Origin of the sequence: Agrobacterium sp. RC10-4-1 (assembly GCF_014138475.1) — a bacterium.
Taxonomy (GTDB): Bacteria; Pseudomonadota; Alphaproteobacteria; order Rhizobiales; family Rhizobiaceae; genus Agrobacterium; species Agrobacterium pusense.
Genome location: NZ_JACJIT010000002.1, coordinates 66,377 through 80,274, shown reverse-complemented (window position 1 = coordinate 80,274; position 13,898 = coordinate 66,377). Strand labels below are relative to the sequence as shown.

General features: G+C 59.8%; 12 protein-coding genes and 1 tRNA gene. 7 read left to right on the top strand and 6 right to left on the bottom strand.

The genetic code is table 11. The features are described 5' to 3' along the window. Positions 1-53 precede the first annotated feature (53 nt). Positions 54-542, top strand: coding sequence for a DNA starvation/stationary phase protection protein Dps (gene dps, locus FHW77_RS04715; RefSeq protein ID WP_004443462.1), 489 nt, complete (start codon positions 54-56; stop codon positions 540-542). Between the two features lie 66 nt (positions 543-608). Here dps and FHW77_RS04710 read toward each other — a convergent pair whose 3' ends face one another. Beyond that, positions 609-830 (bottom strand): hypothetical protein, encoded by a 222-nt coding sequence (locus tag FHW77_RS04710; RefSeq protein ID WP_004443464.1) that lies wholly within the window; start codon positions 828-830, stop codon positions 609-611. Between the two features lie 368 nt (positions 831-1,198). Here FHW77_RS04710 and FHW77_RS04705 point away from each other — a divergent pair. After that, positions 1,199-1,273: transfer RNA gene (locus tag FHW77_RS04705), tRNA-Gly, on the top strand. Between the two features lie 116 nt (positions 1,274-1,389). On the opposite strand, the gene FHW77_RS04700 is transcribed toward FHW77_RS04705, so the two are convergent. Beyond that, entirely contained in the window at positions 1,390-2,223 is an 834-nt protein-coding gene (locus FHW77_RS04700) for an aldo/keto reductase (protein ID WP_004443465.1), read from the bottom strand. Between the two features lie 61 nt (positions 2,224-2,284). After that, positions 2,285-3,466 (bottom strand): MFS transporter, encoded by a 1,182-nt coding sequence (locus FHW77_RS04695; RefSeq protein WP_004443466.1) that lies wholly within the window; start codon positions 3,464-3,466, stop codon positions 2,285-2,287. Between the two features lie 163 nt (positions 3,467-3,629). Here FHW77_RS04695 and FHW77_RS04690 point away from each other — a divergent pair, with 163 nt between their 5' ends. Further along, positions 3,630-4,529: a LysR family transcriptional regulator gene (locus FHW77_RS04690; RefSeq protein WP_004443467.1), complete on the top strand. Its 900-nt coding sequence runs from the start codon at positions 3,630-3,632 to the stop codon at positions 4,527-4,529. 3 nt (positions 4,530-4,532) lie between these two features. Here the strand turns inward: FHW77_RS04690 and FHW77_RS04685 are convergent, their stop codons facing one another. Further along, positions 4,533-5,432: a LysR family transcriptional regulator gene (locus tag FHW77_RS04685; RefSeq protein ID WP_004443468.1), complete on the bottom strand. Its 900-nt coding sequence runs from the start codon at positions 5,430-5,432 to the stop codon at positions 4,533-4,535. 135 nt (positions 5,433-5,567) lie between these two features. Between FHW77_RS04685 and FHW77_RS04680 the strand changes: the two genes are divergently transcribed. From FHW77_RS04680 to FHW77_RS04665, 4 genes are all read left to right on the top strand, one after another. Further along, positions 5,568-6,377 (top strand): alpha/beta hydrolase fold domain-containing protein, encoded by an 810-nt coding sequence (locus FHW77_RS04680; protein ID WP_004443469.1) that lies wholly within the window; start codon positions 5,568-5,570, stop codon positions 6,375-6,377. Between the two features lie 116 nt (positions 6,378-6,493). Continuing rightward, positions 6,494-7,684, top strand: a complete 1,191-nt coding sequence (locus FHW77_RS04675; protein ID WP_004443470.1) for an efflux RND transporter periplasmic adaptor subunit — start codon at positions 6,494-6,496, stop codon at positions 7,682-7,684. Positions 7,685-7,817: 133 nt separating this feature from the next. Further along, complete coding sequence (locus tag FHW77_RS04670; RefSeq protein WP_004443471.1) at positions 7,818-11,012, top strand: efflux RND transporter permease subunit; 3,195 nt, start codon at positions 7,818-7,820, stop codon at positions 11,010-11,012. A 288-nt stretch (positions 11,013-11,300) separates the two neighbouring features. Then, positions 11,301-11,504, top strand: a complete 204-nt coding sequence (locus FHW77_RS04665; RefSeq protein WP_004443472.1) for a hypothetical protein — start codon at positions 11,301-11,303, stop codon at positions 11,502-11,504. A 52-nt stretch (positions 11,505-11,556) separates the two neighbouring features. Here FHW77_RS04665 and FHW77_RS04660 read toward each other — a convergent pair whose 3' ends face one another. Together FHW77_RS04660 and FHW77_RS04655 are read right to left on the bottom strand one after the other, a co-directional pair. Next, positions 11,557-12,402, bottom strand: coding sequence for an endonuclease/exonuclease/phosphatase family protein (locus FHW77_RS04660; RefSeq protein ID WP_004443473.1), 846 nt, complete (start codon positions 12,400-12,402; stop codon positions 11,557-11,559). 13 nt (positions 12,403-12,415) lie between these two features. Beyond that, positions 12,416-13,876, bottom strand: coding sequence for a phospholipase D-like domain-containing protein (locus tag FHW77_RS04655; RefSeq protein ID WP_004443474.1), 1,461 nt, complete (start codon positions 13,874-13,876; stop codon positions 12,416-12,418). Positions 13,877-13,898 lie beyond the last annotated feature (22 nt).

Here is a 13,898-nt window from a genome sequence, read left to right as displayed (position 1 = left end):
AATCGACGGACTTTTCCAAAGCGGCATTCCGTCCGCAACTTCAGGAGACATCGATGAAGACGCACAAGACGAAGAACGACCTGCCTTCAAACGCCAAGTCGACCGTTATCGGCATTCTAAACGAATCGCTGGCTTCGGTGATCGACCTTGCGCTCATCACCAAACAGGCGCACTGGAACCTGAAAGGCCCGCAATTCATCGCCGTGCATGAACTTCTCGATACGTTCCGCACCCAGCTCGACAATCATGGTGACACGATTGCCGAACGTGTGGTCCAGCTTGGCGGCACGGCGCTCGGCAGCCTGCAATCGGTCTCCTCGACAACCAAGCTCAAGGCCTATCCGACCGACATCTACAAGATCCATGACCATTTGGACGCCCTGATCGAACGTTATGGCGATGTGGCCAACATGATCCGCAAGGCCATAGACGATTCCGATGAAGCGGGCGACCCCACGACGGCCGACATCTTCACCGCCGCCTCGCGCGATCTCGACAAGGCGCTCTGGTTCCTCGAAGCGCATGTGCAGGAAAAGAGCTGAGCGGAAATCCGCCCACTTCAAAAACAAAGCGCCCGGATATCCGGGCGCTTTTTTTCTTCTCAGGCATCAGTGCCGCCGCAAAACGGCAAGCCCGATGTCCCGCAACATCTCATGGTCGAGAATGCCGCGCTGGGCGCTGCGGATAAGAACCGCCGCGCACTCGTTGGCAACGTGGCTGCTGCGATCTTGAAGGCACTCGAAACATACGCCATCGAAAATATTCTGCAGATCGGTGATCTGCTCCGGCGACAATTGTGCGCCAACCCGTTCAAAAGCTGCATACGACAAGGCTCATCCTCCTGATGATATGCCAAGTATCGTTTCTTTTTTTCGTGGACAGGAAATTTGTACACCCGAACGAATCACTTGTCGAATCAGATTTTAACCAAATGTAAATAGATTATTTCCTGGCACCGCATCTGGGCGCTCCATTGTGAGACGGCAATAAAAACCAGATGAAACAATATCTTCGCTCAAATATCCATGGCGTCCGAGCCCGCCGCTTCCCGGAAGGGCAGATAAATTCGCAGGCAGGCGGATTTCCACCGAAACCGCAAAAGAAACTGTTGCATTCCAAAAACGATTGAGCGATATAGCACCCGTCGCCGCTTCGGCGGCCCACGGTTCAGCATACTACCCCGGACCGGTGGATTTGAGCGGGTGTAGCTCAGGGGTAGAGCACAACCTTGCCAAGGTTGGGGTCGAGGGTTCAAATCCCTTCGCCCGCTCCAGATTTCCAGAACAGGCCGATAAATCTCTGGCGTGCCCGATGCGAGGCGCATCGCCATACGCGAAAATTTCTCGCGAAAAGAAACCGGGAAGAGAGTTCTCTCCCCGGCCCTCATCGTCAGGCGGCCTCGTCCCAGACGGGCGCAAGCCCTTCCGGCGAAACGATGCGGCCATCCGGTCTGGCAAGCGCACGGATTGCCGCCATTTCATCTGCCGAAAGCTCGAAGTCGAAGATGGCGAGATTTTCCTCGACCCGGGCCTCACTCACCGTTTTCGACAGGGCGACGACGCCCTGCTGCTGCACGAGCCAGCGCAGAACCACCTGTGCTACCGACTTGCCACGGCCCGCGGCAATCTCCTTCAGCACCGGATCGTCAAACACTTTACCATCGGCCATGCCGTAATAACCCGTCACCAACATGCCCGCAGCTTTGGCGGCAGCGATAACCACATCCTGATCGATGTAGGGGTGGTATTCGATCTGGTTGGTCACGATCGGGGCATCGGACAGCTTCACCGCTTCGGCCATCAGCGCCGTGCTGAAGTTGGAAACGCCGATATGGCGCACCTTGCCGGCCTGCCTCACCGCGTTCAGCGCGCCGATCTGCTCGGCAAGCGAAACCGCCTCGTTCGGCCAGTGCAGCAGCAGCAGGTCCACATGGTCGGTCTTCAGCCTTTTCAGGCTATCATCGACAGAGGCGAGGAAGGCATCGTGCCTGTAGTTCTCGACCCAGACCTTGGTGGTGAGAAACACTTCGCCGCGCGCAACGCCCGAAGCAGCAATGGCTTCACCGACCTCGGCTTCATTGCCATAGATCTGGGCGGTATCGATATGGCGGAACCCGGCCTTCAGCGCATGGGGAACGATACGCAGCACATCGGGGCCGGGAATGCGAAACGTGCCGAAACCAAGCGCCGGGATTGACGCGCCGTTTGCAGTGACATCAAACATATATTTTCTCCTTTGAGGTGGCCCGGCCGGCTTGGGAGCGGCCGGGTATTTCATGAAAAGCTCAGGCAGTTTTCAGTGTCAGCGCGGCGCGGCGGTCGAGCGCGCTGCTCCAGATGGTCAGGAGCAGGGCAACCGCGACGAGGATGGCGCCGACCCAGGGTGTGGCACCCAGGCCCAACGGTGATTCCACCACCAGACCGCCGAGCCACGCGCCGATGGCGATGCCGAGGTTGAACGCGGCGATGTTGAGCGCCGAAGCGACATCGACGGCGCCGGGACGATGCTCCTTGGCAAGCTGCACCACATAAAGCTGCAGGCCGGGAACATTGGCGAAGGAGAGGAAACCAAGCGCGGCAAGCGTGATGAGCGTCAGCACCGGCGAAACCGCGGTGAAGGAAAAGACGAGCAGCACGATGGCCTGCGCCAGGAAGAGGCCAATGAGGGCCCTGGCCGGATTATGGTTGGCGATCCGGCCGCCACCGATGTTGCCGGCCGCGATGGCGATACCGTAAAGCACGAGGATCAGGCTGACGCTCTTTTCCGAAAATCCGGTCACATCCTGCAGGATTGGCGCAAGGAAGGTGAAGGCGACGAAGGTGCCGCCGTAACCAAGCGCGGTCATGGCGAAAACGATGAGCAGGCGGCCGGAGCCGAGAACACGGACCTGATCGAGCAAGCTTGCCGGCGGCGCCTTCTTGAGTGTGTTCGGGAGAAGCGCTGCAATGCCGAGGAAGGCAATGACACCAAGGGCAGCAACGGCCCAGAAAGTTGCGCGCCAGCCGAAGACTTGGCCGATATAGGTGCCGAGCGGAACACCGGTGACGATGGCGACCGTAAGGCCCATGAACATCATGGCAATGGCCGAGGCGCGACGGTTTTCCGGCACGAGATCGGCCGCGATGGTGGAGCCGACCGAGAAAAAGACGCCATGGGCGAAGGCGGCAATGACGCGGGCGACCAGCAGCATCTCATAATTGGGTGAAAGTGCTGCGAGACTGTTACCGACGATGAACAGGGCCATCAGGCCGAGCAGCAGCGGCTTCCTCTCTATCTTGCCGGTCAATGCGGTCAGGATCGGCGCACCAAAGGTCACACCCAGTGCATAGACACTGACGATGAGACCGGCGAGCGGCAGGGTGATATGGAGATCGTTTGCGACAGTCGGCAGCAGACCGACAATGACGAACTCCGTTGTTCCGATCGCATAGGCCGCGATCGTCAGGGCAAATATGGCCAATGGCATGACGAATACCTCTTCGCCCGCAGCTGGATCGCGGGCCTTCTGGACAGCGTGGGGCTGCCCGGTTGGATCAAATTGTATGAGCGCAATATGGGCAAAGGGGACTTGCATGATAATCGGCAAAGCCGGATAAATACCTTTGAATTGATTTCATAGGTGATGCGCGATGGATAACAGGGCCGGAGAGATGGAAGTCTTCGTGGCGGCGGCGGAACTCGGCAGCTTTTCAGCCGCCGGGCGCAGGCTGAAGCTTTCGCCCTCGGCCGTCAGCAAACTTGTCACACGTATCGAAGACCGTCTCGGCACCAGGTTGCTGGCCCGCTCCACCCGGCTCGTAACGCTTACGCCGGAGGGCGAGGTCTATCTGGCGCGGGCCCGACGCATTCTCGCCGACATAGCCGAGACCGAGCAGATCGTGGCGAGCGGCGGCAAGGTGGTGCCGCGCGGGCTGCTACGGGTCAACGCGACGCTGGGCTTCGGCGAACGTTATCTCCTGCCGCTTGCACCGGAATTCCTGTCGCTTTATCCGGAAATCGAGCTGGATATTTCGCTGACTGACGGTGTCATCAGCCTGATCGAGGAACGCACGGACATTGCCATACGCTCCGGCGCCATGGGCGATTCATCGCTGAAGGCAAGAAAGCTAAAGGAAGTACGCCGCGTTATCGTCGCCTCCCCCACCTATATCGAACAATACGGCATGCCGGAAACGCCGCAGGATCTGGCGCGGCACAATTGCCTGAGCTTCAATTTCAGTCGCAGTCTCAATGAATGGCCGTTTCGCGACCCCGGTTCTGCCGATGTCTATCGCCTGCCAGTCACGGGCAATGCCTCCGTCAATAGCGGCATGGCCATGCGCAGGCTTTGCCTATCGGGGCTTGGGCTCGGTCGGGTCGGTGAATTCCACGTCGAACCCGATATTAGGGCTGGCCTGCTCGTTCCCGTACTGGAAGACTATAGCGCCGAGGACATGGAGGTGATCCACGCGGTTTATGCCGGCCATGAGCATCTCGCAGCCCGCGTGCGCGCCTTCATAGATTTCCTTGCCGCAAGGGTCGGGCGCTGATTATCACACCAGCCCATGTACCAGCTTCGCAAGCCAGTCGACAAATACGCGGACCTTGTTGGTCACGTGCCGGGTCTGGGGATAGACGACATAGATCGGCATCGCCTCCCGTCGCCATTCGGAAAGCACCGGCACCAGCTCTCCGCGCGAAAGGGCGTCGCGCACCATGAAGATCGGCAGCTGCACGATGCCCATGCCGGCGAGCGCCGCATTCAAGTAGGTGCGGCTGTCATTGACGGAAACGACGTAGTTGGGCGTCAACTCGACGCTGCGTATGCCATTGTCGAAGGAGGCCGGCATGATCTGACCGGTGGTGGCATTGAGGTAACCCACCGACAGATGATCCTTCTCCAGGTCCTCCGGTTCTCGGGGCATGCCAAAATTTTCGATATAGGAAGGCGACGCAAATGTTTCGAACCGGAGTTCGCCTACTTTTCGGGCAATCAGCGACTGATCGCGCAACACGCCTACGCGTAGCGCGCAGTCGACATTTTCCGCGATATAATCGACCAGACGGTCGCCGACACCGAGATCGAGACGGATTTGCGGATAGCGCTGGTAAAATTCGCAAAGATGTGGGATAACCACAAGGTCCGCAAAGACACCGGCCATTTCCACGCGCAACCGGCCGGATGGCTGCACCTGCGCGCTGGACATGCTGCCGTCAAGTTCTTCTATTTCCGATAAAATCTGCGATGCACGCTCATAATAGAGAGCGCCGTCCGTTGTCAGCATCACTCGCCGCGTCGTGCGGTTGAGAAGCGTGGTCTGCAAATGCGCCTCGAGCGCCTGGACCATATTGGTGACCGTGGTTTTCGGCATGTTCAGCGCTGTCGCGGCGCGGCTGAAATTGCCGGTTTCCACGACACGCGTAAAAACCCGCATGGCGGAGAGCTGATCCATGATGAGATTATCCGTCTTTTTGGAATAGTGTTTTCATTTTGGCATACTTGATCGTTTTTCCCCGAACAATAATATGAATTTCAGATTTTGCAAATGTGATGCACTGCTCAAGGTGGTGCAACGGGACCGGATCAGATGAACGCGCACTGGGAGAATATCAAAAGCTGTGGGGGCTTCGCGTCCCAGCTTTCCGTGCGCCGATATGAAGGTTCGAGCCTGTGCAGCCAACCGCCCGTCGTACTTTATCTGCGCGGCGGTTCGTTTCTGGAACCCGGCCTGGAGCCGGGCGGCAATTGCCCGGAACTTCCGGTCGCGCGCGCGCTTGCAGAAAGCGGCGCGGTGGTCGTGGAGGCCGATTACAGCAGGCCGTCCGGCAACGAGTTTCCGATGGTTATCGACTGCGCTTACGAAGCGCTCGATCGCCTGAGCCGGGATCGCAAGCATTATGGCGGCGCGAAATCGCTGCTGTTCGTGGCCGGCGAAGAGGCAGGCGGCAATGTGGCGGCGGGGCTTGCCTTGAAGGCCCGTGACCGCATGCCGGGCAAACTTGCCGGTCAGATACTTCTGTCGCCCATGATCGATCCGATGATGACGACGGAATCCTTCCGCGACGCGGACAGGATCGGCATGCGCCAGCGCTGGGCGGATGGCTGGAGCCATTACCTTGCCAAGGCGTGCGGGTTTTTTCACCCCTATGCCGCACCCTGCCAGTGCACGCGGCTGAACCGGGTGGCGCCGGCGCTGATCTTTACCGCCGAGGACGACCCTCTGCGCGACGAAACGGTCAATTACGGAGACCGCCTCATCGCCTCAGGCGTTAGCGTTAGGCAGCATGTTTTCCCCGCCGGCGTCGGCTGGACGGGGCTTTATCAAGGAGAGGGCGGCGGATGGGTCTCATCCGTCTGTTCGGAGTTCAAGACTTTCGTTGACCAGTTAAACCACTGAAATTTCGCATTTTGAGCATGTCCAGTAAAAGTGCGTAGCGGTTTTACGTCCGGATCATGCGACGAAGTAAAAATAGATGAACGACCTGCTCCCGATCGGGGGCGAAGGAGATACCCATGACGCTGAACACAAAGCGCCGGGCCCTGACGGGCGCCGGTATCGGGCTTGCCATGTCCGTTGCAGCAGCAGCACTGTTTTTCGACCTCCCCACCAGTCGCGATGCAACGGCCGCTTCCACGCCTGCTGAAACACCAGCGATCCCTGTCACCGTTGCCAAGGTTGAAAGCCGCGACGTGATGCGCTGGGAGGAATTTTCCGGCCGTCTGGAAGCCGTTGACCGGGTGCAGATTCGCTCCCGCGTCGCCGGCCAGATCAAGGCCGTTCACTTCCGCGAAGGTGCGCTGGTGAAGGAAGGCGATCCCCTCTTCACCATCGACCCGGCCCCCTATCAGGCCGCTGTCGCCGGCGCTGAAGGACAGGTTGCCTCCGCCGAAGCCAAGGTCAGCCTTGCGAAAACGGAACTCGACCGTGGCCGCCGGCTTTCCGACAACCGCACCATCTCGCAGAGCGATCTCGACCAGCGCCAGAGCTCGTTTGCGGATGCCGAAGCCCAGCTTCGCGCCGCCCGCGCAGCACTCACCACGGCGCAACTCGATCTCGGTTACACCGAAATCCGCGCACCTGTTTCAGGCCGCGTCGGCCGCATCGAAATCACCGCCGGTAACCTCGTCGCCGCCGGTTCCACCTCGCCGGCACTGACGACCCTCGTGTCGGTCAACCCGATCTATGCGAGCTTCAACGCCAGCGAAGGCGTGGTGGCCAAGGCTCTTGCCGAGCTGCCGAAGACCGATGGCGCCCTGCCGGCTCTCGAACAGATCCCAGTGGAAATCGGCACGCTTTCGGATGAAGGCACGCCGATCAAGGGTACGCTGCACCTGATCGACAATCAGGTGGATTCGGCAAGCGGCACCATCGGTGTGCGCGCCGTCTTCGACAATCCCGATGGCAGGTTGATCCCCGGCCAGTTCGTGCGGGTGCGCATGGGCGAACCGAAGCCGGAAAACCGCATCGTCATCAGCGATCGCGCCATCGGTACGGATCAGGACAAGCGCTTCGTCTTCGTGGTCGATGCCGAAAACAAGGTGAGCTACCGCCAGATCAAGCCGGGCGCGCCGGCCGATGGCCAGCGCATCATCGAAAGCGGCCTTGCTGCCGGTGATACGATCGTCGTCAACGGCCTGCAGCGCATCCGTCCCGGCGCAACCATTGCACCGCAAGCGGAAGATAAGGTTGCTGCCTCGCAGTAATCCACCTCTTTGATCAATAAGCGTCCCGCGCTTTCGCGAGACGCGCATTCAGACAGAACCGGCCTTCACCGGCGGCAGAATTGCCGCCGGAGCGGCCTTCGCATTCCAAAATATACCCGGAGAGGGACTGGATATGAATATTTCCAGATTTTTTGTCGACCGGCCGGTATTTGCCGGCGTCTTGTCGATCCTGATTGTGGTGGCAGGCCTTCTTGGCATGCGCGCCCTGCCGATTTCGGAATATCCCGAAGTCGTTCCGCCATCCGTCGTCGTGCGCGCCACCTATCCCGGTGCGAACCCGACCGTTATCGCTGAAACCGTCGCGACACCGCTCGAAGAACAGATCAACGGTGTCGAAGACATGCTCTACATGGGCAGCCAGGCGACGTCGGACGGCGTGCTGACGCTCACCGTCACCTTCAAGCTCGGCACCGATCCTGATAAGGCCCAGCAGCTTGTGCAGAACCGCGTCTCGCAGGCCGAACCGCGCCTGCCGGCGGAAGTGCGCGCGCTCGGCATCACCACGGTCAAGAGCTCGCCCGACTTCATCATGGTCGTCAACCTTGTCTCCAAGACCGACGCCTATGACATCACCTATCTGCGCAACTATGCGACGCTGAACGTCAAGGACCGTCTCGCCCGCATCGAAGGCGTGGGTCAGGTGCAGGTCTTCGGCGCGGGTGACTATTCCATGCGCGTCTGGCTCGATCCGCAGAAGGTGGCCGAGCATGATCTCGCCGCCAGCGACGTCTCCGACGCCATCCGCCAGCAGAACGTGCAGGCCGCGGCCGGGGTCATCGGCGCTTCACCAAGCCCGAACGGTGTCGACCTGCAGCTCAACGTCAATGCCCAGGGCCGTCTGACGACGCCGGAAGAATTCGGCAACATCATCGTCAAGAGCGGCGCGAACGGCGAAATCACCCGCCTGCGCGATGTCGCGCGCATCGAACTCGGAGCAGCCGATTACACGCTGCGTTCTCTGCTCGATGGTGAGCCGGCCGTGGCCGTCGCCGTCCTCCAGGCGCCCGGCTCCAACGCCATCGAAATCGCCGACAATGTCCGCGCCACCATGGATAATCTGCAATTGGCGATGCCCGATGGCGTGAAATACGAGATCGTCTACGATACGACGAAATTCGTGCGCTCCTCCATCGAGAAGGTTGTCGATACACTCCTCGAGGCCGTTGGCCTCGTGGTGCTTGTCGTCATCCTCTTCCTGCAGACGTGGCGCGCCTCGATCATTCCGCTGATCGCCGTTCCGGTCTCGATCATCGGCACCTTCGCCGTCATGTATGCCTTCGGCTTCTCCATCAACGCGTTGACGCTGTTCGGCCTTGTGCTCGCCATCGGCATCGTGGTGGATGACGCGATCGTGGTCGTCGAAAACGTCGAGCGAAATATCGAAAACGGGCTCTCACCGCGTGACGCCACCTATAAGGCGATGCGCGAAGTCTCCGGTCCGATCATCGCCATTGCGCTGGTACTGGTCGCCGTCTTCGTGCCGCTCGCCTTCATCTCCGGCCTGTCCGGCCAGTTCTACCGGCAGTTCGCGCTGACGATTGCCATCTCCACCGTCATTTCGGCCATCAACTCGCTGACGCTGTCACCCGCACTTGCGGCCCTGCTGCTGAAGGAACATGGCGCACCGAAGGACTGGCTCACCCGCTTCATGGACAATATCCTCGGCTGGTTCTTCCGCGGCTTCAACCGTGCCTTCGGCGCGGCCTCGAACGGCTACGGCAAGACCGTCGGCGGGCTGGTGACGCGCAAGAGCCTCGTCATGATCGTCTATATGGCGCTGGTGGCCGCCACCTATGGCATGTTTACGACAGTTCCGAGCGGCTTCGTGCCGGCGCAGGACAAGCAGTACCTCATCGGTTTCGCGCAGCTTCCTGATGGCGCAACGCTCGACCGTACCGAAAGCGTGATCAAGCGGATGAGCGAGATCGCCATGGAAACGCCCGGTGTCAGCCACGCCATCGCCTTCCCCGGCCTGTCGATCAACGGCTTCACCATCGGTTCCAATTCCGGGATCGTTTTTGCGGTTCTCGACGACTTCGAAAAACGCAAGACACCGGAACTGTCAGGTGGCGCCATCGCCATGCAGCTGAACCAGAAATATGCCGGCATTCAGGACGCCTTCATCGCCATGTTCCCGCCGCCGCCGGTCAACGGTCTCGGCCAGACAGGCGGCTTCAAGCTGCAGATCGAAGACCGCGCCGGTTACGGCTACCAGACGCTGGACGAAGCGGCGAAAGCCGTTATCGCCAAGGCATATCAGACGCCGGAGCTGGCAGGCATTTTCTCCAGCTACCAGATCAACGTGCCGCAGCTCTTCGCCGATCTCGACCGCGCCAAGGCGGAACAGCTGGGCGTCTCCGTCAGCGACGTCTTCCAGACGCTGCAGATCTATCTCGGCTCGCTCTATGTCAATGACTTCAACGCCTTCGGTCGCACATACAGCGTCCGTGTGCAGGCGGATTCACAGTTCCGCGCCCACGCCGAAGATATTGGCCGCCTGAAGGTTCGCTCGGCAACGGGTCAGATGATCCCGCTGTCGACGCTCCTGAAGGTGAATGCGACGACCGGACCGGAGCGCACCAACCGTTATAACGGCTTCCTTGCGGCCGATATCAACGGCGGACCGGCACCGGGCTTCTCCTCGGGTCAGGCACAGGCCGCGATCGAAAAGATCCTCGCCGAAACCCTGCCCGCGGGCGTCGATTACGAATGGACGGATCTGACCTATCAGCAGATTCTCGCCGGCAATTCCAGCATCGTGGTTTTCCCGCTGGCGCTGCTGCTCGTCTATCTCGTGCTCGCTGCGCAATATGAAAGCCTGACCCTGCCGATCGCGATCATCCTGATCGTCCCGCTCGGCGTGCTCGCAGCCCTCACGGGCGTCTGGCTGACGGGAGGGGATAACAACATCTTTACGCAGATCGGCCTTGTCGTCCTTGTCGGTCTCTCGGCGAAAAACGCGATCCTGATCGTGGAATTCGCCCGGGAACTGGAATTCGAGGGACGAACGCCGCTTCAGGCGGCCATCGAGGCAAGCCGGCTTCGCCTGCGCCCGATCCTGATGACCTCGCTCGCCTTCATCATGGGCGTGGTGCCGCTGGTCGTCTCGACAGGTGCCGGTGCGGAAATGCGCGCCGCCATGGGTGTCGCGGTCTTCTCCGGCATGATCGGCGTGACGTTCTTCGGCATCTTCATGACTCCGGTCTTCTATGTGCTGGTGCGCAAGCTGGCGGGCAACCGTCCGCTCATCCAGCACAAGCAGGAAGAACCGGCCAATTCGGACTACAAGCTCGAAAAGGCCGGCTGATACCGACACCTATCCACCGCAACCTTCGACGCAAGCCCGCCGCGCATCCCGAGATGCGCGGCGTTTTATATGGAAAGATGTGTATGCGCCTCTTCTGAAATTGAATCAGTTTCAAGTGCTTAACGGTAATACAGGCTGCGTTCTGCGCCGCACCACAATTGGCAAAAGTCAATATAGATGTTGGTGACTGCGCGCAGAGGAAGAAACAATGATATTTTATGCTTTGTATTTTGTGTTACTTTCCAAGAACAGGGTGATTCGGACTAAATGATTTAGTTCAGGGGCGACATGATGGAGCAGGATTACGAGAACTGGGCGACGACCGTTGCCTATTCGATAGTGATGCATGAGGGTCTTGATCTCGCGCTTTCCGCGCAAAATCTCGATAGAGGCAAGACCAGAAACAATCGTGAGCGGTTGATGGAAGCCATTCGCACATCCTTGCTGGAAGCGCGCTCACGCAGCCACGTGACAGCGGCGCAACGGGTTTAAGCCAGCCTCCTGAGATTGTTGCGGCAGCTTTCCTGGGCACGCCGCTGCAAGATCAGGCCGGAAGCAGGTCGGTCCGCACCGCGGCTTTCAGCGGCAGATGATCCGAAGCGATACGCGCCAGTGCGCTGTCATGCGCTTCGACCTGCTCGATCAGCCCTTCACGATTGGCGATGATCCGGTCCAGAGCCAGCACCGGCAGGTTGGACGGAAAACTGGGTACGGCTGGCGGCAGAGCGCCGAAAGCATCGCGAAACGTATTGAGTGATGAACCATTGCCGAGGCGCCATTCATTCAGGTCTCCCATGAGAATGGTCGGGCATTCATCCCTCGCTTCAAGAAGGCCGATCAGAGCCTTCGCCTGCTGGGCGCGGGAATGCCGCAGCAGCCCGAAGTGAGCGGCAATGACCCGCAGGGTGCCGCCGCGCTTCAGATCCAGTTCAACAACGAGCGCGCCACGCGGCTCAAGCCCAGGCAGCTTCAGGGTATGAACCTCCTTGACCGCGCCCTCCTTGAACAGGACGACATTGCCATGCCACCCATGCGCCTTCACCCCGACCTGGACAGGCACGGGGACAAGGCCGCTTTCCCTTTCCAGCCGGGCGAGATCGAGCAGCCCGGTGCGTTCGCCGAAGCGGCTGTCGGCCTCTTGCAGCGCAATGATATCCGCCCCGATTTCCTGAATCACGCGACTGGTGCGATCAGGATCGAACTTGCGGTCCCGGCCCACGCATTTATGCACGTTGTAGGAGGCGATAACGGGAAAATCATGCGCCTTTTCCGCAGGCTTGGCATTCTGCCGCTGACGGTGATTGCGCAGCGAGTCCATCACAAAGGCCGGCAGGCTGGTATTCCGCGCCAGTACCGCTTTTTCGTTTTCCAGCACGCCGTCTTTTTTCACACGTCATCTCCGCTCAAAGATAGGGCGAGGCCAGCCACAGTACCCGTTCCACAAAACGAACAACGAACGGACGCGCTTTCAGTTCGCTCAGTCTCACAGGTATTGCGGCGTCGCGCGCCGTCGAGATCGTCTGCGTGATGGCCTGTCCGAACGCTTCGTCCATAACCTCCAGATCGATCTCGAAATTCAGACGCAAAGAGCGGGGATCGAGATTGGACGAACCGATGTAGCTCCACCGTCCGTCGATCACCAGCATCTTCGAATGATTGAACGCTCCCGTCGCCCTCCATATCCGGCAATAGTTGCGCAACATCTGATCGAACTGCGCCGTCATCGCCCTGTCGACAAGCACCAGATTATTGCTTTTCGGCACGACGATATCAACGACGACGCCGCGTCGCGCCGCCGTAATCAGCGCCGAAATAAGCTCCCGATCCGGGAGAAAATAGGGCGACATGATGAGAATCGACGACCTTGCGATGGAAAAAGCGCCGGTCAGCATCTTGTGATTGGTCTCGATGCTTTTGTCCGGCCCGGAGGAGCAAACGCGGGCAACGATCTGCGAGCCCGGCACGCCTTCGGGAATGGCGATATCCCAGACCGGCGTGTCCAGAAGTTCCTTTGTCGTGAAACGCCAGTCTTCCGCCGCAATGGAGAAAAAATCCGCTACCACCGGTCCGCTGATCTTGAAATGTGTGTCGTGCGATTGTCTTCCCTGGCCGAATTCCTCGGTAAAGCCCTCGCGTATGTTCATGCCGCCACTAAAGGCGACACGCCCGTCCACCACGAGAATCTTGCGGTGGGTGCGCAGATTGGCGTAGGGCAGCCGCAGCCCCATGATGACGTTGCCGTTGAAGACGTTGGCGACGATGCCCCTCTCCCGCAGCGTCGGCAGGATGCTCGGAACCGAATAACGCGCGCCCACGGCATCGATGAGCACCCTCACCTCCACGCCGCGCTGTTTTGCCCGCTGGAGGGCGGAAACGAAGCGGGCGCCGATCCGGTCATTATCGAAAATATATGTTTCGAGGATGATCGACCGTTTCGCCTGCTCGATCGCTTCCAGCATCGCCGCATAGGCGGCGTCACCCGTGGCGATGGGCTCGATGCTGTTGCCAGTCGTCAGTGCATGGCGGGTCACCCGGTCACCCAGTACCTTCATCGCCGCGAAACGGCGGCCGAACCGCTCGGCCACCAGCTCACCGCCAGCGTCGAAACGGGCCACGCGGTCCATGATCTCGTCCTGCATGAAGGACCGCTGCTGGGTAATGTTGGACCGGCGGATGCGGTTGATGCCGGCAATGGCATAGATGACCGCACCGACGATGGGCGACAGCACGATGACGCCGACCCAGCCCAGTGCCGAGCGAACTTCTTCCTTCGTCATGGTGGCGTGCACGGCCGCCACGGTTCCCATCAAAACGGAGAGAACGGCAAGAATATGCGGCCAATAGGCGATGATGAGAGCGAGCATGAATACAACTATAGGGCATCAG

Excerpts from the sequence above, each read along its gene's own strand:
- dps (WP_004443462.1), top strand. The coding sequence starts at position 54 with ATGAAGACGCACAAGACGAAGAACGACCTGCCTTCAAACGCCAAGTCG.
- FHW77_RS04700 (WP_004443465.1), bottom strand. The coding sequence starts at position 2,223 with ATGTTTGATGTCACTGCAAACGGCGCGTCAATCCCGGCGCTTGGTTTC.
- FHW77_RS04665 (WP_004443472.1), top strand. The coding sequence starts at position 11,301 with ATGATGGAGCAGGATTACGAGAACTGGGCGACGACCGTTGCCTATTCG.
- FHW77_RS04675 (WP_004443470.1), top strand. The coding sequence starts at position 6,494 with ATGACGCTGAACACAAAGCGCCGGGCCCTGACGGGCGCCGGTATCGGG.
- FHW77_RS04670 (WP_004443471.1), top strand. The coding sequence starts at position 7,818 with ATGAATATTTCCAGATTTTTTGTCGACCGGCCGGTATTTGCCGGCGTC.
- FHW77_RS04680 (WP_004443469.1), top strand. The coding sequence starts at position 5,568 with ATGAACGCGCACTGGGAGAATATCAAAAGCTGTGGGGGCTTCGCGTCC.
- FHW77_RS04685 (WP_004443468.1), bottom strand. The coding sequence starts at position 5,432 with ATGGATCAGCTCTCCGCCATGCGGGTTTTTACGCGTGTCGTGGAAACC.
- FHW77_RS04695 (WP_004443466.1), bottom strand. The coding sequence starts at position 3,466 with ATGCCATTGGCCATATTTGCCCTGACGATCGCGGCCTATGCGATCGGA.
- FHW77_RS04690 (WP_004443467.1), top strand. The coding sequence starts at position 3,630 with ATGGATAACAGGGCCGGAGAGATGGAAGTCTTCGTGGCGGCGGCGGAA.
- FHW77_RS04655 (WP_004443474.1), bottom strand. The coding sequence starts at position 13,876 with ATGCTCGCTCTCATCATCGCCTATTGGCCGCATATTCTTGCCGTTCTC.